This is a genomic window from Alteromonas sp. H39 (assembly GCF_047556435.1).
In the GTDB taxonomy this organism is placed as follows: Bacteria; Pseudomonadota; Gammaproteobacteria; order Enterobacterales; family Alteromonadaceae; genus Alteromonas.
This window is the reverse complement of sequence record NZ_CP180210.1, coordinates 1445770-1464593: the sequence shown is the minus strand read 5'-3', so window position 1 is coordinate 1464593 and position 18824 is coordinate 1445770. Positions and strand designations below refer to the sequence as shown.

Annotated in this window: 16 protein-coding genes; 12 read left to right on the top strand and 4 right to left on the bottom strand. The window is 48.8% G+C overall.

The features are described 5' to 3' along the window. Positions 1-60: 60 nt before the first annotated feature. The 10 genes from ACLBLI_RS06375 (at position 61) to ACLBLI_RS06330 (ending at position 11921) form a co-directional block, all read left to right on the top strand. Positions 61-1929: a DUF885 domain-containing protein gene (locus ACLBLI_RS06375; protein WP_414830280.1), complete on the top strand. Its 1869-nt coding sequence runs from the start codon at positions 61-63 to the stop codon at positions 1927-1929. Between the two features lie 364 nt (positions 1930-2293). After that, a complete protein-coding gene (locus tag ACLBLI_RS06370) occupies positions 2294-2851 on the top strand; it encodes a sigma-70 family RNA polymerase sigma factor (RefSeq protein WP_414830279.1) in 558 nt (185 codons plus the stop codon). Beyond that, positions 2844-3548, top strand: a complete 705-nt coding sequence (locus ACLBLI_RS06365; RefSeq protein ID WP_414830278.1) for a DUF3379 family protein — start codon at positions 2844-2846, stop codon at positions 3546-3548. The genes ACLBLI_RS06370 and ACLBLI_RS06365 overlap by 8 nt, the downstream gene beginning before the upstream one ends. A gap of 266 nt (positions 3549-3814) precedes the next feature. Continuing rightward, positions 3815-5323, top strand: a complete 1509-nt coding sequence (gene putP / locus ACLBLI_RS06360) for a sodium/proline symporter PutP (RefSeq protein ID WP_414830277.1) — start codon at positions 3815-3817, stop codon at positions 5321-5323. Between the two features lie 189 nt (positions 5324-5512). Next, positions 5513-6427 (top strand): sulfate adenylyltransferase subunit CysD, encoded by a 915-nt coding sequence (gene cysD / locus ACLBLI_RS06355; protein WP_414830276.1) that lies wholly within the window; start codon positions 5513-5515, stop codon positions 6425-6427. Then, the gene (gene cysC / locus ACLBLI_RS06350; RefSeq protein ID WP_414830275.1) at positions 6427-7020 is read left to right on the top strand and encodes an adenylyl-sulfate kinase; all 594 of its coding nucleotides are present in this window, start codon (positions 6427-6429) and stop codon (positions 7018-7020) included. The genes cysD and cysC overlap by 1 nt, the downstream gene beginning before the upstream one ends. Continuing rightward, the gene (gene cysQ / locus ACLBLI_RS06345) at positions 7020-7808 is read left to right on the top strand and encodes a 3'(2'),5'-bisphosphate nucleotidase CysQ (protein WP_414830274.1); all 789 of its coding nucleotides are present in this window, start codon (positions 7020-7022) and stop codon (positions 7806-7808) included. The genes cysC and cysQ overlap by 1 nt, the downstream gene beginning before the upstream one ends. Positions 7809-7810: 2 nt before the next feature. Further along, positions 7811-9226 carry a sulfate adenylyltransferase subunit CysN gene (gene cysN, locus ACLBLI_RS06340; protein WP_414830273.1) on the top strand — a complete coding sequence of 472 codons (1416 nt, stop codon included), beginning with the start codon at positions 7811-7813 and terminating at the stop codon, positions 9224-9226. Positions 9227-9243: 17 nt separating this feature from the next. Further along, positions 9244-10971, top strand: a complete 1728-nt coding sequence (locus ACLBLI_RS06335; RefSeq protein WP_414830272.1) for an SLC13 family permease — start codon at positions 9244-9246, stop codon at positions 10969-10971. Positions 10972-11216: 245 nt separating this feature from the next. Beyond that, positions 11217-11921 carry a Yip1 family protein gene (locus ACLBLI_RS06330; protein WP_414830271.1) on the top strand — a complete coding sequence of 235 codons (705 nt, stop codon included), beginning with the start codon at positions 11217-11219 and terminating at the stop codon, positions 11919-11921. Here ACLBLI_RS06330 and ACLBLI_RS06325 read toward each other — a convergent pair whose 3' ends face one another. Beyond that, positions 11922-12875: a DUF3025 domain-containing protein gene (locus tag ACLBLI_RS06325; RefSeq protein WP_414830270.1), complete on the bottom strand. Its 954-nt coding sequence runs from the start codon at positions 12873-12875 to the stop codon at positions 11922-11924. 154 nt (positions 12876-13029) lie between these two features. On the opposite strand from ACLBLI_RS06325, the gene ACLBLI_RS06320 reads away from it, so the two are divergent. Continuing rightward, complete coding sequence (locus ACLBLI_RS06320) at positions 13030-14682, top strand: M28 family peptidase (RefSeq protein ID WP_414830269.1); 1653 nt, start codon at positions 13030-13032, stop codon at positions 14680-14682. 525 nt (positions 14683-15207) lie between these two features. After that, on the top strand, positions 15208-16878 hold the full coding sequence (gene asnB / locus ACLBLI_RS06315; protein WP_414830268.1) for an asparagine synthase B: 1671 nt from the start codon (positions 15208-15210) through the stop codon (positions 16876-16878). 269 nt (positions 16879-17147) lie between these two features. On the opposite strand, the gene ACLBLI_RS06310 is transcribed toward asnB, so the two are convergent. The 3 genes from ACLBLI_RS06310 to ACLBLI_RS06300 form a co-directional block, all read right to left on the bottom strand. After that, complete coding sequence (locus tag ACLBLI_RS06310; RefSeq protein ID WP_414830267.1) at positions 17148-17387, bottom strand: superinfection immunity protein; 240 nt, start codon at positions 17385-17387, stop codon at positions 17148-17150. 168 nt (positions 17388-17555) lie between these two features. Then, positions 17556-18416, bottom strand: a complete 861-nt coding sequence (locus ACLBLI_RS06305) for an amino acid ABC transporter substrate-binding protein (RefSeq protein WP_414830266.1) — start codon at positions 18414-18416, stop codon at positions 17556-17558. Then, positions 18413-18820: a hypothetical protein gene (locus ACLBLI_RS06300; protein WP_414830265.1), complete on the bottom strand. Its 408-nt coding sequence runs from the start codon at positions 18818-18820 to the stop codon at positions 18413-18415. Before ACLBLI_RS06300 ends, ACLBLI_RS06305 begins: the two co-directional genes overlap by 4 nt. Between the last annotated feature and the right edge of the window lie 4 nt (positions 18821-18824).

The following is an 18824-nucleotide window of genomic DNA, read 5'->3' as shown; positions in this document are numbered from 1 at the left end:
GAGCCGAACAACCACGCATGCATCAAGGCTCAGGAAAAGCAACAAGCTTGGGAGACTCTTATGAAACCAACACCGTGGCGCCTTGCTCCACTTGCCATCGCCATAACCGGCTTGATGGCCTGCTCACCTGCCAATGATACGCGCCCCCCTAAAACCGAGACAACGTCAACAGAGTCTCAACAAACGGCGGCGATGAGTGAATCACAGCGCGTACAGAACTTTTTTTCCCGTACATTTCAGGAAGACTTAAACCGCTCTCCGATGTTCCAGAGTTATCTGGGGATAAAAGATGACTACGGCGAGTGGGACCAGTTCACAGAAGAGGAGCAGGACAAGGCTATCGCGACAGCGAAGAACCGTCTGGAAGAACTGAATATGTTCGACACGGAAAAACTCTCCGAACAGGAAAAGCTGAGTGTCAGACTTTACCGGCTGGGTCTTGAGCGGGACATTCGAAACGACAAATTCCGTCATCACTCCTACATTGTGCATCAGTTCCGCGCGGCCCACACGATGGTGCCAAGCTTTCTTATCAATATTCACCGGGTATCTGACGTGTCAGACGCGAAAGCGTATATCAGCCGCCTGGATAAAGTGGATGACATGTTCGATCAGGTCATCGAACAAATGAAACTGCGGGAGGAATTAGGCGTATTTCCACCGGCATGGTCGTATGATCAAATGATTCAGGCGTCCGAAAACGTTATATCCGGTGCGCCATTCGAGCCTGACGCAGAGCCTTCCAGCATCTGGGAAGACTTTACCAATAAGGTTAACGCGCTGGATCTCTCCGATGTTGAAAAGCAAAACCTGATTGGCGAGGCAAAAGCGGCACTTATCACTTCGGTGAAACCCGCTTACGAAGACTTCGTAGCCGCGCTTAAGCACCAACGTACACTGACCCCTGAAGGTGATGGTGTATGGCGCTTACCTGATGGCGAAGCCTGGTATCAAAACCGACTTAATTACTTCACCACGACTGATATGACAGCCGATGAGGTCCATAATATTGGCCTTGAAAATGTCGAGCGTATCCACAACCTGATGCGTGAGATCATGGAGCAAGTCGGCTTTGAAGGCACATTGCAGGAGTTTTTTGTCTTCATGCGTGAAGACGATCAGTTCTACTATCCGAATACCGATGAAGGCCGTCAGCAGTATCTTGACGAAGCGAAACGTGTCATTGACGACATGCGTGGCGCAATACCTGAGTACTTCGGGATCCTGCCAGAAGCGCCTATCGTGGTGAAACGTGTCGAAGCTTTCCGAGAAGAGTCTGCCGGCAAAGCGTTCTATCAGAATCCGGCACAGGACGGCAGCCGCCCCGGTGTATATTATGCAAACCTCTACGATATGAAGGCCATGCCAACCTATCAGTTAGAAGCGCTGGCATACCACGAAGGGATCCCTGGTCACCATATGCAACGCGCTATTGCTCAGGAGCTTGATGGTATTCCTCAGTTCCAGAAGTTTCAGAGTTTCACGGCGTACACCGAAGGCTGGGGTCTGTATTCTGAAGAACTGGCGAAAGACATGGGATTTTATGAAGACCCCTACTCTGACTTTGGCCGTTTGGCTATGGAATTATGGCGCGCGTGCCGTCTGGTAGTGGATACCGGTATTCATGCGAAAAAGTGGAGCCGCGAAGACGCTATTGCGTACTTGATAGAAAACACGCCTAACCCGGAATACGATGCAGTTAAAGCCATTGAACGCTACATTGCCATGCCGGGTCAGGCGACAGCGTATATGATTGGTAAACTAAAAATCATGGAGCTACGCGATAAAGCCATGCAGGAGCTGGGCGATGACTTCTCTTATGCTGGCTTCCACGATGAAGTACTGAAAGACGGCACCGTACCGCTGTCAATTCTGGAAGAAAAAATTGACACCTGGATTGCATCAGTCAAGACCAGTAAGCAGGGATAAATAAAATTTCTGCAAAAGCCCGGCCATCGAGTCGGGCTTTTTTATTTGCAGTAAAATGACTGTCCTGATGACGTATCGCAGGTAAACGACCGCCTGAATGAAAACCCCGCCATGGCAACTGCCAGTAATACGTCTGACTTAACGCGCATGATAAAGATAACTGGTCAGTGAACTGTACAGCGAAATTAATTGTTCTCACAATACGCGCAATAGCGCCCTTCCCCACTGTTGGTAATACTTATTCGGTTGCTCTCCCTTATCAAAGTCGTCTGCCAGTCTGATAAATCAGTTGCGGGAAGATGAGATTACCGGCCCCCTGGGATATAGTAGTCACGCCTTATTTTATTCATGAAGCCACATTTTTATGCTCCGGCGAAATAAAATATCCGAAGGCAGGGTCTTATCGGATATGAAAGAAAAACAACAACGCTACGAAGCCCTTGTGCACGCGTTTCATGCCGACATTTACCGGTATGCGTACTGGCTTGTGAAAGATAAAAGTATCGCTGAAGACATCGTTCAGGAAACGTTTTTGCGTGCGTGGCGCTCTCTTGACTCACTAAAAGAGCAACAGGCTGCAAAATCCTGGCTTATCACCATTGTTCGTCGGGAGAACGCCAGACGATTTGAACGCAAGCAACTGGATACGGTAGACATCGATGACGTTAGCGTGATTGATGACACAGCCCATTCGGAGAGCAGCACAGAGCAGCGGGATCTTCACCGCCTCCTTGGCGGATTAAGCGAAGAATACCGTGAACCGCTGGTACTGCAGTTGCTGTTCGGATTTAGCGGAGAAGAAATAGCAGACCAGCTCAGTTTAAATAAAAACACGGTCATGACCCGACTGTTCAGAGCAAGAAACCAGCTTCGGGACGCCATGCAAAGACAAGAGAATCAACGAGGTCGTCAAAATGGATGAGTTAGAATTCAGGCGTCGTGTCTACGCCAATCCAGACACGACGGATCGCGAGGTGATCGAGGCTGCAAAGTCAGACCCGGCAAAACAAGCATTTTGGCAGGAACAAAAAGCCCAGGACAGTGCATTGCTGGAGGTAATGAAAATCCCCGTCCCCGAGGATATGGCTCATAAACTCATCTGGCAACAGACCGCCAATGAGTTTGTACGGCACAAAAAACGCAGCCGGTGGTATGTCGCAATGGCCGCATCAGTGGCATTTGCTGTTGGCATAAGCCTTACCTTGTTTAACCGTGCCGAAGTAAGCCTGGGAAATGAAGCTTTAGTGCACATGCAATACGCTGCCGCGGAGCAATCACATTCAGGATTGCCAGTGGACCTGACCCAGGTGAATGCCAAGCTTGCTGGTTTTGGAGCCTCGCTGACTGATATGGTCGGTAATGTCAAAGTGGCAAATTATTGTCACCTCAACAATGTGCGCAGCCTGCATCTGATTATGGAAACCGACCAGGGTTTGATGTCCGTGTTCGTCGTTCCACATCGCAAAGACATCGTATTGCCGGATGCGTTCTCAAATGACACGTTTCACGGCGAGGCGGTTAAAATGCAACGGGCAAACATTCTTGTGGTAGGTGACAAGCGTGCCGATTTGACTCCGGTAATGCAGGAAGTCAAAAGCAAGATCCAGTTTTCAGCATAAGCCGATGATAGCCCTCTGCGAGGGGGCTCTTTTCGATTTGCTGTGTCTCCTCTTACCGCATCAGTGTCTGCCCAGATGACGATTCGCCGAGTCAGTCATCTTTTCCCATCAGCTTTACGTATACGCGTTTGGTGTACTATGTCTCAATGTTTTAGGAAGTTATTGTAATTTCAAATAAAAAGTGACTATTGGCTTAAGACTAATACGCACCATCCCTAGAGACTTGAGTCTCTTCCTGATAGCATGAAAGAAAAAAAGGAAAACGTATGGCTACAGGCACGATAATTTCACTTGGATTGTATTTCGTCGTAATGCTGGGTATAGGGGTTTTCGCCTACCGCCAGACAAATACTGACGTTGAAGGATATATGCTTGGCGGCAGACAGCTTGGTCCCGCCGTGACAGCATTATCAGCCGGCGCATCCGATATGAGTGGCTGGATGTTAATGGGCCTTCCTGGCGCCATGTATATTCAGGGGATCTCAGCCGGCTGGATCGCCATTGGTCTGGTAATTGGCGCATTGGCTAACTATATTCTGGTTGCTCCTCGCCTTCGCGTATTCACAGAAGTCGCGAAAAATTCCATTACTCTCCCTGATTACTTTGAAAACCGCTTCGCTGATAATACCCGTATTCTGCGTGTCATCGCGTCGGTGGTGATTGTTATTTTCTTCACCCTCTATACTTCATCGGGCGTTGTGGCCGGTGGCAAGTTGTTCGAAAGCTCATTTGGATTAAGTTACGAAGTGGGTTTGTATGTCACCGCTGGTGTCGTGGTCGCTTATACCCTTATTGGGGGGTTCATGGCAGTGAGTATGACCGACTTCGTGCAAGGCTGTATCATGTTTATTTCACTGGTAATGGTGCCCGTCGTGGTAATAATGGAACTCGGTGGTCTTGGCGCTTCAGTAGACTCTCTGAAAAGCATTGACCTGGCGCTATTTGATCCATTCATGAATGCCCAGACAGGCACAGCCATTTCCATTATCGGAATTATATCGCTGGCCTCCTGGGGACTGGGTTACTTTGGTCAGCCACACATTATTGTGCGCTTTATGGCAATTCGCTCAGTGAAAGATGTCCCTGCGGCTCGTAATATCGGTATGAGCTGGATGATTGTTTCGATAATTGGGGCGCTGATGACGGGTCTGTTCGGTCTTGCCTATGTCACGGGCAACAACAACACCATCGATCCGGAAACCGTATTTATCTACCTGTCTCAAATTCTGTTCCATCCGTTAATTGGTGGCTTCTTGCTGGCAGCCATTCTGGCAGCGATTATGAGTACCATCTCTTCACAGCTTCTCGTTACCTCCAGCTCGCTGACGGAAGACTTTTACAAGGCCTTCCTGCGTCGCGATGCTTCCGATAAGGAACTGGTGATTGCCGGTCGTATCTCGGTCGTGGTGGTTGCAGCGGTGGCCATTTACCTGGCTTACGACAGAGACAGCACGATCCTGACGTTGGTGAGCAATGCCTGGGCCGGTTTTGGTGCGGCATTTGGTCCGTTGGTACTATTTAGCCTGTTTAAACGTGATATGACACGTCGGGCTGCGCTGGGTGGTATGATTGTCGGTGCGGTTACCGTACTGGTCTGGATCTACTTGCCGTTAGAAATTCAGGGGCAACGACTGTCAGCCTGGATGTATGAAATCGTTCCCGGGTTTATTCTTTCTACTCTGACTATCATTATTCTGAGCAAGTCAGGGAAGCCCAGAGACGGGGTTGTCGACATGTTTGATGTCTTCAACAAAAAGATGAAAGAAGAACTGTGAGTTCTGGTCTATTATGAAAAAAACGCCGCGTCCTGTACGCGGCGTTTTTGATTCTGTGACAAAATTTATTTGTAGGTATAAAGAAGGAATTTTAAATAGCAAAATCGCATAGCACTTTTTCATTTAAATATGTTACCGTTCTATGCATATAATCGTTTCGTATATAACCTCAACCATCGGACTCGAAAAATGACTGCAAGTATCCCGTCTATTACGCACTTGAAACAACTCGAAGCCGAGAGTATCCATATTTTCAGAGAAGTTGCCGCGGAGTTTGATAATCCGGTAATGCTGTACTCTGTTGGAAAGGACTCTTCGGTTCTTCTGCACTTGGCGCGCAAAGCATTTGCACCGGGCAAAATTCCTTTTCCATTGTTGCATGTAGACACCACATGGAAATTCCGGGAAATGATCGAGTTTCGTGATCGTCAGGCTGAAAAGCACGGCTTTGATCTGCTGGTTCATATCAACCAGGAAGGCGTAGAGCAAGGCGTTGGGCCGTTCACGCATGGTAGCGCTAAGCATACCGACATTATGAAAACCGCGTCACTCAAGCAAGCGCTGAACAAGTACAAGTTTGATGCCGCTTTCGGTGGTGCCCGCCGTGATGAAGAAAAATCCCGCGCGAAAGAACGCGTTTACTCTTTCCGAGACAGCAACCACCGCTGGGATCCGAAAAATCAGCGTCCAGAGCTTTGGAATATCTACAATTCGCAAATTAATAAAGGCGAAAGTATTCGTGTATTCCCAATGTCTAACTGGACAGAGCTGGATATCTGGCAATATATCTATCTGGAAAACATCGAAATCCCATCACTGTACTTAGCGAAACCACGCCCTGTGGTAGAGCGTGACGGAGTACTGATTATGGTCGATGACGACCGCATGCCGCTGGAAGAAGGTGAGAAGCCAGAAATGCGCTCGGTTCGCTTCCGTACGCTTGGCTGTTATCCACTAACAGGCGCGGTAGAGTCCGAGGCAGATACCCTGCCCGACGTGATTCAGGAGATGTTGCTTACCAAAACCTCTGAACGCCAGGGACGTGTTATCGACCACGATAGCGCTGGCTCCATGGAGAAAAAGAAAATGGAAGGATATTTCTAATGGCCACAAATATTGTCTGGCATAAGCATGAGGTGAATAAAGCCACCCGTGCCGAAAGCCTGGGACAGGCACCGCGGGTGTTGTGGCTGACAGGATTATCCGGTTCCGGTAAATCGACGCTGGCTAACTTGCTGGAGAAGAAGTTGCACGGCGAAAAAAAGCATACTTATCTGCTGGATGGCGACAATGTGCGTCACGGACTCTGTGGCGACCTTGGATTCAGCGACACTGACCGCGTAGAAAACATTCGCCGCATCAGTGAAGTGGCTAAGCTGTTTGTTGATTCCGGCATGATCGTACTGACCGCCTTTATCTCACCTTTCAGGGCAGACCGTGACTTTTGTCGCAACTTACTGGCCGAGGGCGAGTTTATCGAGGTGTTTGTTGATACCCCGCTGGAAGTGTGCGAACAGCGCGACCCTAAAGGGCTGTATAAAAAAGCACGCAACGGTGAAATCAAAGACTTCACCGGCATCGATTCTGCTTACGAAGCACCGGCTTCGCCTGAGATTCATCTTGAATATAAAGATGAGCCAGCTGAAGATACTGCAGAGCGTTTGTATAACCTCTTAGCCGAAAAAGGACTTGTATAATGGCACTTTCCGATCCACTCGCGCAGCAGGTACTTCGTATTACCAAGCTGGCCGGCGATAAGATTATGGCAATCTACGAGAAAGATTTCACCATTTATGAAAAGCAGGATACCAGCCCGTTAACAGAAGCTGACTTAGCAGCGCATCACGTTATCGTTGATGAACTGAAAGCGATTTCTGACCTACCTATTTTGTCAGAGGAATCAGCCGATATTCCATGGGAAGAGAGACAAAGCTGGCAGCAATACTGGCTGGTCGACCCCCTTGATGGTACCAAAGAGTTCATCAAGAAAAACGGTGAATTTACGGTAAACATCGCGCTGATTGATGGCGGAAAACCGGTAATGGGCGTGGTTTATGCCCCGGCCCTGAACAAAGCCTACATCGGTATTGAAGGCAGAGGTGCCTGGACTGAGCAAGATGGCGAATTTACCGCGATCTCTGCCAGAGTTCACAGCCAGGGCGATACCTGGAAAATTGTAGACAGTCGCTCCCACCAGAGCCCTGAAATTAAAAACCTGATGGCGCAACTTGACGGTGAAACCGAGTTGGTGGCAATGGGCAGCTCTCTGAAGCTATGCCTGGTCGCTGAAGGTGAAGCGCACCTCTATCCACGTTTGGGTCCTACCTCCGAGTGGGATACTGGAGCTGCTCACGCCGTTGCGACCGCCGCCGGTGCTAAAGTCACTGTGCTCGATCCGGAAAATCCGCTGGACCCCGACGCCGAGGCTCTGACTTACAATCAGAAAGAGTCTGTTTTGAACCCCTTCTTCCTTGTGAGTGCATAAGCATGAATAACGAAAACGAATTATTAAGAGAAGACGTCCTGTCTTATCTGGAACAACATGAAAAGAAAGATCTACTGCGTTTTTTGACTTGTGGTAGCGTTGATGACGGCAAAAGCACCCTGATTGGTCGCTTATTGCACGACTCAAAAATGATTTATGAAGACCAGCTTGCTGCCATCACCAAAGACAGCAAGAAAATGGGAACCACCGGTGAAAAAGTGGATCTGGCACTACTGGTAGATGGCCTGCAATCAGAACGTGAGCAGGGTATCACTATTGATGTGGCATACCGCTACTTCTCTACTGACAAACGTAAGTTCATCATTGCTGATACGCCTGGACACGAGCAATACACCCGCAACATGGTTACTGGTGCCTCTACCTGTGATCTGGCAATTATTCTGGTGGATGCCCGCGGCGGCGTGAAAGTGCAGACAAAACGTCACTCATTTCTGGTTTCTTTGTTAGGTATCCAGCACGTTATCGTTGCCGTTAACAAAATGGACCTGATGGATTACAGCGAAGAGGTGTATAACCAGATTCGCGAAGACTACCTAAAGTTTGCTGAACAGCTGAATATACCGGACATCCGCTTTGTGCCAATTTCGGCACTGGAAGGCGATAACGTGGTAAACCAAAGTCCGAATACGCCTTGGTTTGATGGCACGCCGCTGATGCAGCTTCTGGAAAACATCGAAATTGGCGAAGATGCAAATCATGACGATTTCCGCTTCCCGGTTCAGTATGTAAACCGCCCTAACCTGGATTTCCGTGGCTTTGCCGGTACTGTGGTTTCAGGACAAATTGCGCCTGGCGACGACGTCACCGCGTTGCCGTCAGGCAAGACGTCCAAAGTGAAATCTATTGTTACCTTTGAAGGTGAGCAGGATCGCGCTTACGTGCCTCAGGCAGTAACGCTCACGCTGGAAGATGAGATTGATATTTCCCGTGGCGACATGATTGTGAAATCAGACAACCAGCCACTGCTGTCCACCCAGTTCAAGTCACATCTTGTGTGGATGAGCGAAGAGCCAATGATGCCGAACAAACAGTATACGTTTAAGTTCGCCACCAAAACGACCACAGGCTCGGTTGCCCACATCGATTGTCAGATTGATGTGAACACGCTGGAGAAGAAGGATGCACTGCATCTGAATCTGAATGAAATTGGTGTAGTAGATCTGAAGTTCCAGCAAGCTGTTGCCTGCGACCCCTACAGCAAAAACCGTCCCACCGGCGCATTCATTGTCATTGATAGATTGACCAACGGAACGGTTGGTTCAGGCATGATAATTGATGCACTGACTGGCGACGATCAACACGATTCAACGCAGTTCTCTGAGTTTGAAGTTGAATTTAATGCGCTGGTTCGCAAGCACTTCCCGCACTGGAACGCGCTGGATATCACTAAGCTGTAATCACAGGACAGGACAATATGGCGTTAAACCAGTTGATGGTGTTGGGAATTTTCTTCGGCACCATTGCTGCGCTGATTTTCACAAAACGGCGCCCGGCATCAATATTTGCGTTGGCGGTACTGGGTTTACTCGTCACCCAGCAAATTACTTTTGACGATGTCCTGCAAAACCTGACAAATAAGGGACTTATCACGTTGGTACTGCTGCTGATTGTCAGCAGTGCCATTGATAAAACCGCCCTTATCAAACGCCTGGGCAGAAAGCTTGTCACTTCAAGCTATTCTGCCTCTTACTGGCGTCTGTTCGGATTAACCTTCTTTTCTTCGGCCCTGTTAAACAACACCGCTATCGTAGCCAGTCTAATCGGGCCGGTGAAACAAAATCAGTATTACCCGGCCTCAAGACTACTCATCCCCCTATCCTACGCCGCAATCCTTGGCGGTACGGTTACGCTTATTGGTACCTCCACAAACCTGATTGTCGACAGCTTTTTACAGGAGCATGGACACCCGGGCTTTAACTTCTGGGACTTTACGCTGTATGGCATGGTAGCGGGCCTGACATGTGGCCTCGTGATGTTCGCGTTGTCTCCTTTATTGCCATCTATTGCCCACAAAGGCGGAGACTATCGCGCTTATATCGTGGAAGCTGAAGTCGAAGGTGGCTCAGAACTGATTGGCAAAACCATTGAAGAGAATCACTTACGGAACCTGCCTGAGCTGTTCCTGGTGGAGGTGATCCGCGATGGTCAACTCATTACACCGGTGTCGCCGGAACTGGTTATCCTCGAAGGCGATAAACTTATCTTTTCAGGCAATGTGCAAAAACTGGATAACCTTAGCCATATTAAAGGACTAACAACCTTTGCTGAAGCCGATGGCATTTTGCGGGAAAACCTGACAGAAGTGATTGTAGCCAACCGGGCTCAGATTATCGGCCAGACCATTAAAGCCCTGGGCTTTCGTGCACTGTTTGACGCGGCAGTAGTTGCTATTCGTCGAGACGGTGAACAGCTTTCCGGTAAGCTTGGCGAAATTAAATTGCAGGCCGGTGATTTTATGTTATTAGCAGCCGGCCCTGACTTTACGACCAGAAAGAACCTGGCAAAGAACTTCTTTATTCTGTCAGAGCAGAAGATTTCCCGCCCACTTAGTCTTAAACAGGAATGGGTTACATTAGGTGGCTTTCTCGTCACTGTCGCGCTGGCTGCGATGGATTTACTCTCACTTGCAATAGGCCTGCTGTTTTTTGCTGCCGTACTGCTTGGCGCTAAAGTGGCGACCAATGGCGAAATCAAACGTAACCTGCCGCTGAACCTGATTGTCGTAATTGTTGGTGCACTCAGCCTGGCGACAGCACTGGAGAACGCGGGCGTGATTACCATGACGACGTCAAGCCTGATGCCCTATCTCGCGGACACTAACTGGTTTATGGCGCTGGTGGTGGTATATTTAAGTACGTTGGTGCTAACTGAGTTTGTAACAAACAACGCCGCCGCAGCGTTAATGTTTCCTTTCGCTTACGGCCTGGTGGGAATTATTGGCGCCCCGTTGATGCCTTTTGCGCTTGCTGTTGCGTTTGCCGCCAGTGCCAGCTTTATTTCGCCCTACGGGTATCAGACCAACCTGCTTGTTTTCAATGCCGCTAATTACCGTTTCAGTGACTTTATTAAGGTGGGATTGCCGATATCTATAGTCTACAGCAGCATTGTACTCTTGCTGTTAAATTACACTTATTTGCAATAGACACCTGGCGTAAAACGCGGCTATCCATCACATATTGTCGAAAAGCTACGATGATAGCTTTTCGACACATTTGGTTACGAACTTGCCGAAAAACCGCAGCTCCAGTGCTTCACCTGAACAACAGTGCAGGTATACTTTGCAAACGTATCTGAATTAAAATACCGGCCTTGTGCTATACGCGCTATCAATGCACTTTCATTTCAAGACGCCAAAATATAACAAGCATCAATCATAAGGAGCATAGGATGCACAACGTCACTAACCCGCTTCAGGCCTGTAATGACATATTCTTTCGTCCAAATGGCGTCTTTAACGCCATAAACGAAAAAAGCAACTGGTCGTGGCTGCCGTTTCTGATTGTCGTGATTATGGCAATCCTTCCTAATTATCTTTATATCAGCGTCATCGATATCAACTGGTACCAGGACCTTGTCATCAATGCTCAGTACGGTCAGTTAAGCCCGGCAGAAGTGGAAGCTCAGAAGCAAAACATGACGCGCACCAGCATGACCACCTTCACCGTAATTGGCACCTTCGTTGGCGTTATCGTGATAAATGCCATCGTCGCAGCTTATCTGAATATCGCTACCCGTGGCGATGAAGATAATGCCAACGGTTATACTGACTGGTACGGCTTTACCTGGTGGGTAGGCATGCCGATTGTCATCAGCGCGCTCATTGCCGTTGTGCTGCTGGTTCTTTCTGACGGTAGACAGATAAACCCGTCTATCGTATTCCCCTTATCACTGGGTTATTGGATAGGAACAGAAATGTCATCCGACTGGTTCGCTTTTTTACAGTCTATCCGTCTGGATTCTTTTTGGGGTATTTACCTCACTGCCGTTGGGATAAGTCAATGGACGAACTTTTCCACCAAAAAAGCGGCTGTTATCGCCGTGGCGCCCTGGGCCGTTATCTGGACAATCTGGATTGTCGTTATTCTGCTGTAATTATAGCGGCAGCTGAATCGTCCGCGGCACACCGTTTCGCTGCGGGCGAAAATAGTCTTTGTTCTGATAAAACGCCATCGTTTGTTCGTGCCACCAACCCGGAATGCCCAGTAGCGGTAACGGGCGTAAAATATGCTGTGGCTGGAAGTTATCCAGTGCGTCAAGGCGGGCTACCAGCGCCGCATCTACCACCTTCCACTTTTCAACCACCGGTAACGATGAAAACCCGTCAGGTACGCAAACCGCCAGCCACTTTCCGGTTAAACCGATAAAAGGTGACAGCATCATTTCCAGATTAGCGTGGCCAAACATATAGGGCTGAATGGTGCTGCTCCATAACGCACGTTGGTGCCACAATACTTCCTCCCATGCATGGGAGGCCAGCGCGCCAAGTAACGTGTTAGCCACGTCTCTGTGCTCATCTTCAACGACAAGTACCACACCACATTCGTCAAAGTGTGTCAGACGATTTCGACGCGCTGTGCGCGGGTGTAATCCCACGCTATTAATGTCATCAACATGAAGCTGATTTAGTCGTTGTTTAGTATGGGGAAACTGCATCCAGATACAGGCATTAAACAAGTCGTGCCAGTTATTTTCCCGCGTCGGAACCACAGAATCCTGATTAATAATTTCTTCATAGTAGCGACCATCATTGGCAAAAAACGTAGCCTGCCCGCGAAATTCAGGTCCTTCCCAGGTGCCGTACAGGGCTTTTGCCGCCCGGTTCAACCTCGCCGCATCCGGAAACGCTTCACAAGTCAGCAGGCCCGCTTCACGCAGGCATTGCGTCACCGCTGGCGCCACATTGGCACCATTCGCCACGGATCGCCACACGGGCGTACTCACTGTCATTCCAATACCTTCAACGGTTGCTGTAATGTCGGCGGATCCTACGGTTTCCAGCAAAAAAAGCCAATAGAAGCTGGATTTTTGAATGCGCACTGTTGCCACACATTTCTGTTTAGCGACACCATAAATGCGTGTACAGAGAAAAAGCCGCTCCTGTTTGCACGATGAACATCGCAGATAACGAGTTGGTCCTATTGGTTCGGCCATAGTAATTCTCTATACTGGTTGATAATTTCAGAGCAAACAGAGACTAACAATGAAAAAAATTCTTTTGCCTTTGGCGACATCTGCGGTCTTCGCACTTGCCGGATGTTCTCCATCTGAGGACAAACAAAGCCAGACACCGGTTGCGCCGGAAAAAAGTAACTTCGATGAGGTGTACGCCAGCATTTCAGCCGACGACATCCGCCCACCCTTAATGACACTGGCATCTGATGAATTTGAAGGGCGTCTGCCTACCACTGCCGGCGAAAAGAAAACACTGGATTTTCTGGTTAAGGAATTTAAAGCCGCTGGCATGCAGCCGGGTAACGGCGATAGCTTCCTGCAGGAAGTCGCACTCATGGAAATTACCGCTGATCCCGACATGACCATGACCATTGGCGACAATGAATTTGCCTATAAAGAAGACATGGTGGCTTCATCAAAGCGTGAACAGGATTCTATTAGCCTGACCGATTCCGAACTCGTGTTCGTAGGTTACGGCGTAAACGCCCCTGAATACGAGTGGAATGACTACGAAGGACTTGATGTTGAAGGTAAAACTGTCGTTATTCTGGTCAACGACCCAGGCTTTGAAAACCCGGACAGTGGCAAATTTCAGGGCACCACCATGACCTATTACGGGCGCTGGAGTTACAAGTACGAAGAGGCGAGCCGCCAGGGCGCAGCTGGCGCACTTATCGTGCACGAAACTGCTCCGGCAAGCTACGGCTGGTCGGTGGTGGCGAACAGCTGGAGCGGCCCGCAATATGGTCTGGTCAGTGACGATGGCGGGGCAAGCCGTGTAGCAGTAGAGGGCTGGCTAACGCTGGAAGCTGCACAAAAGGTATTTGCAGATGCGGGTCTGGACTTCTACGCAGAGAAGCAAAAGGCGATGCAAGGCCCCTACTCTCAGGCAATGGATATAGCAGCCTCTGTCACCGTGAACAATAAGTTCGAAAAATCAAAAAGTTATAATGTAATTGCTACGCTTCCCGGTAGCGAGCGCCCTGATGAGCATATCATTTACACCTCTCACTGGGACCATCTGGGCAAAGATGACACCAAAGAAGGCGATCAGATATACAACGGTGCACACGACAATGCGACGGGCACCGCAGCCTCAGTGGTAATGGCGCGCGCCTTCGGAAAACTGAGTCCTGCTCCGAAACGCTCAGTCAGCTTCCTGATCGTTACCGCAGAAGAGCAAGGTCTGCTTGGGTCAAAGTATTATGCTGATAATCCAGTTATTCCTTTGGATAAAACGGTTGCCAACATCAACATGGATGCAATGAATATTTTGGGGAAAACCAAAGATGTTGCGGTTGTGGGTATGGGCAAGAGCGACCTGGAAGACAATCTTGAAGTTGCCGCGCAGCGTCAGGGACGCACTTTAACCCAGGAAGATCGTCCTGAAGCAGGTTACTACTATCGCTCTGATCATTTCAGCTTTGCGAAAAAAGGCGTACCGGCGCTGTATGCTGAAGGCGGTAGTGAGCCTGCTGATGCAGAAACCGCTGCGTACCGTAAACGCATGAACGTTATCGTTACCGGTTGTTACCATCAGGTGTGTGATCAGTACCGTGATACGTGGGATTTAAGCGGTATCGCTCAGGATACGCAAATGTTATTTGACGTAGGTTACCAGGTTGCCAATGCTGACGAGTGGCCTGCCTGGAAAGCCTCAAGTGAATTTCAGCGTCAGTAAGCACTCTCGCACCATGGCCAGCAATATGCTGGCCTTTTTTTTGGCAGTCTGTTTTTATCGTCCAGAATGAATCACTGTATTTCTTCATCGTCCTGAATGCATTTCTGTATGCAATTTACAGATAGCTGGCTTAACGTTTGTTTTCGTCTTACGCATAAAATTCAGTCCCGTCGCAGTCACTCAGTTTTCTGTGCAACCGGTAAGAGATGAGTAATTCCAAAAAGGCATCAGAATACACTTGCAATTTTTCCTCATACTGGCACATTCAAAGACACGCGAGTGAAGCCAGAGAAGATGCGAATATTGCTATCGTCAGCCAGGCAGCCTGACCAGGTAATAACGTAACCGGATTCACGTCAGTACTTATGGTCACCTGAAAGATATCGTCCCAAAGCAGTGGGGAACAACATCAAAGCCCTATTCGCATCTTCTCTGGACAAACAATAAGAAACCACCGCTATCTCATACAGAGATCCGACAGAAAAAACGCCTATTTTCAACAAGTGATAAGAGAGAACCCGTTTTATGTGTGGTATTTTCGGTATCCTGGATATCAAGACCGATGTGTCTGAACTCAGAACCCAAGCGTTAGATTTAACAAAACTGCTGCGTCATCGCGGCCCAGACTGGTCGGGTATCTGGAATAATGACAATACCATCCTGTGCCACGAACGACTGGCGATTGTCGACGTGGACACAGGTGCCCAACCTCTCATCAGCCAGGACGGCCAATGTATTCTGGCGGTCAACGGTGAGATCTACAATCATAAGCAACTGGCCAAGAATCTGGCGCAGCCTTACACGTTTAAAACCCGCTCTGACTGCGAAGTCATTCTGCCGCTGTTTCAGCAGCGAGGCGTAGAGTTTATTGACGAACTTGAGGGCATGTTTGCATTTGTGCTTTATGATGAAAAAGAAGACGCCTACCTGATTGCCCGCGATCATATCGGTATTATTCCGCTATACACCGGTTACGACGAGCATGGTAACTTTTATGTCGCCTCAGAAATGAAAGCCCTGGCGCCTATTTGTAAAACCATCAGCGAGTTTCCCCCAGGCCATTACCTGTGGAGCAAGCACGGTAAAGTCACCAAGTATTATCAGCGTGACTGGATGAGTTATGACAACGTCAAAGACAACGAAAGTAACCTGGATGAGTTGCGCGAAGCTTTCGAGAAAGCCGTGAAATCGCATCTGATGTCCGATGTCCCGTATGCGGTTTTACTCTCGGGAGGACTCGATTCGTCGCTGGTGTCGGCCGTAGCAGCACAATACGTTGCTAAGCGTGTAGAGGATGAAGATAAGTCCGACGCCTGGTGGCCTCGTTTGCACAGTTTTGCAGTGGGCCTTGAAGGTGCACCGGATCTGAAAGCAGCAAAACAGGTGGCAGATATGATTGGCACCGTGCATCACGAAATTCATTTCACTATTCAGGAAGGCCTGGATGCCATTCGCGATGTGATATTCCATCTGGAAACCTACGACACTACAACCATTCGCGCCGCCACGCCCATGTATCTGATGACGCGTAAAATCAAAGCCATGGGTATCAAGATGGTGTTAAGTGGTGAAGGCTCTGATGAAATCTTTGGTGGCTACCTGTATTTCCATAAAGCTCCGAATGCAAAAGAATTCCATGAGGAGACCGTGCGTAAACTAGACCGTTTGCACATGTTCGACTGCGCTCGCGCCAATAAAGCAACCTCTGCATGGGGCGTAGAAGCACGCGTGCCGTTTCTTGATAAAAAGTTTATCGATGTGGCCATGCGTCTGAACCCGCAAGATAAAATGTGTATTGATGGCCGTATGGAGAAATGGATCCTGCGCAAAGCCTTCGACAACGGCACAACCTTGCCGGAAGAGGTGTTGTGGCGTCAGAAAGAGCAGTTTGGTGATGGCGTTGGCTATTCCTGGATTGATTCAATACGCGATTTTGTTGCTGGCGAAGTGAGCGATCAACAACTGGCAACGGCAGAGTTCCGCTTTCCGGTAAATACGCCGGATACCAAAGAAGGCTACTACTATCGCACCATCTTCGAAGGTTACTTCCCTCAGGAAAGCGCAGCGCGCTGCGTGCCTGGTGGTAAATCAATAGCTTGTAGTACGGCCGAAGCACTTGAGTGGGATGAAAGTTTTAAAGCCAATGCTGATCCCTCAGGACGTTCGATGAAAGGCGTTCATTCGGGGAAAAGCTAACCGCTAGCGGTATCTGAACTGAAAAACGCGGCTTCATGCCGCGTTTTTCAGTTTACTCTGGTCACGAAATTGGCATCTGTGCAATTGCACAGTTAATTTCTGCGATGCTGCCTGTAAGGGTAATGATAGCCTGACATTGTTGACCCTAACCTAGCCTCTCACGACACCCTGGCTTTCGTTCTTTGCAAATCGGCTTACAACTTTACCTTCTACCCGCTAAAAGTACGTCAGACCTGGTGGCAATGCCATGTGCCAGCAACAGGTATGCGTCATGCTTTTACCCGTCGGAAACGATTTAGCGCATTTCCGGTTACGGCCCACAACATCAATCCACTCCATGCGATAATTGAGAATCCGGCAGGCACGCACGCTACTGCGATAATTCGAAGCTGTTTCCGGTTAAAAAAGAATGCGAGGATCGCGGGTAAGAACCACACCACAAATAACAGTGTAATCCCTGCGACCCATTGAATGCCGCTTAACTGTTCAAAGTAAGTCAAAATTTCCATTGTGTTTCCCCAACTGGTAACGGTAGTAAAGGGCTGGCTGAAAGCTTACAGAACGCTTTCCCTTGCCCGACAAATGACATCCTTATTGTGGTGTCACTTACTGTAGTCCAGCTAGAGAGCAAAATATTACAGCGCGATTGAAAATTTCCGGAAAAAGGGTAAAGCAAATCAGTTTTGTAGCTCTTCCAGATCGATCCATAGTTCAGGATTATTCAGTGGCGTATTCTCAGGCAACAATGGGTTATCCATCTTAAAGATTTTGCGCTGCGGGATATTCAAACGATTCAGCATCTCTTCATGAGTCGACATAAACAACGCATCAAAAGAGCCATCTTCAAGCGCTCTGCGTAACCCGGTTTCAATTAGCCGCGCCAGTGTGGTATCCCCCCGATTGACGAAAAAGTACATCGCCGTGGGATAGTAAATGGCAAGATCAGGTTCTAACATAATGTCCGGGTTTCGATCCGCCTCTTCCAGCTCGTTGATTACCTCAATCACAGAACGCGGAAAAAAATCGCCCCGATTCTGATTAAGCATAGAGAATGCTTCCGGATAATCAGGCACCGTCAATACGTTAAACCCATTTGCCTGCAGTATTTTTGTATCCGGCCATTCTTCTCCCTGAATAGGTGCAAGAGAAATTAAGTCCTGCTGTGAAGAAACGGCAGCAAACGCAGAACGCTTCTGTTGATTTATCAGAAAGACACGCAGCCCGATTAAGCCTTTTGCAATTGGAATACGAATGGGCAGCAAATCTTTTTCACGCTGTGAGTCTGTCATACTCCAGACTACGTTCACTTCCCGGTTCTCTCTTAGCTGACGAAGTGCCTTGCCCTGTAACAAAATTCGCTCAGATGGCAGCAGCGTGTATTTAACGCCGGTTTTTTCCAGAGCCAGAGTCAGGAGCGCCCGTGGATACTCATCACGCATATCAGCCTCACTAAGAGGTCTGGGGTACGTAATCGTCCACATCGCCGCAGTCACCGGCGCGCTAAGCAAGAACAGTATCGCTGCAGAAACCCACCTCATGATACTGTTATCTCCTCAGTGGTGATCCGGGCAGCATCGAGTACGCAGACCACTATAGACATCTCATCATCGTTACCGTGCAGCGTAAACGCACTTACCCGTTCACGCGCAACCGTGCCATGATGATCCAACCACTGCCAGTTCACCTGCGCAAAATAGGTGCCCTCAGCCAGCGTCATCAGTTGCAGGATTTCAAAGCTCAACCGGTAACATTCGTTTTCCACTGCGATTTGAATAAACTTGCTGAGCTTATCCCGAATCGACTCTTCTGTCATACATACCTGCTTTTCGCCTTCGGTGACAAATACCGCTGGTTGGGAAAACAGTGCCTGAAGCTGTTGCTCACGCCCGAATTCTACCGCTTCCGCCATCGAGGAGAGAAACGCGTTGACTTCAATTGTCATGGTA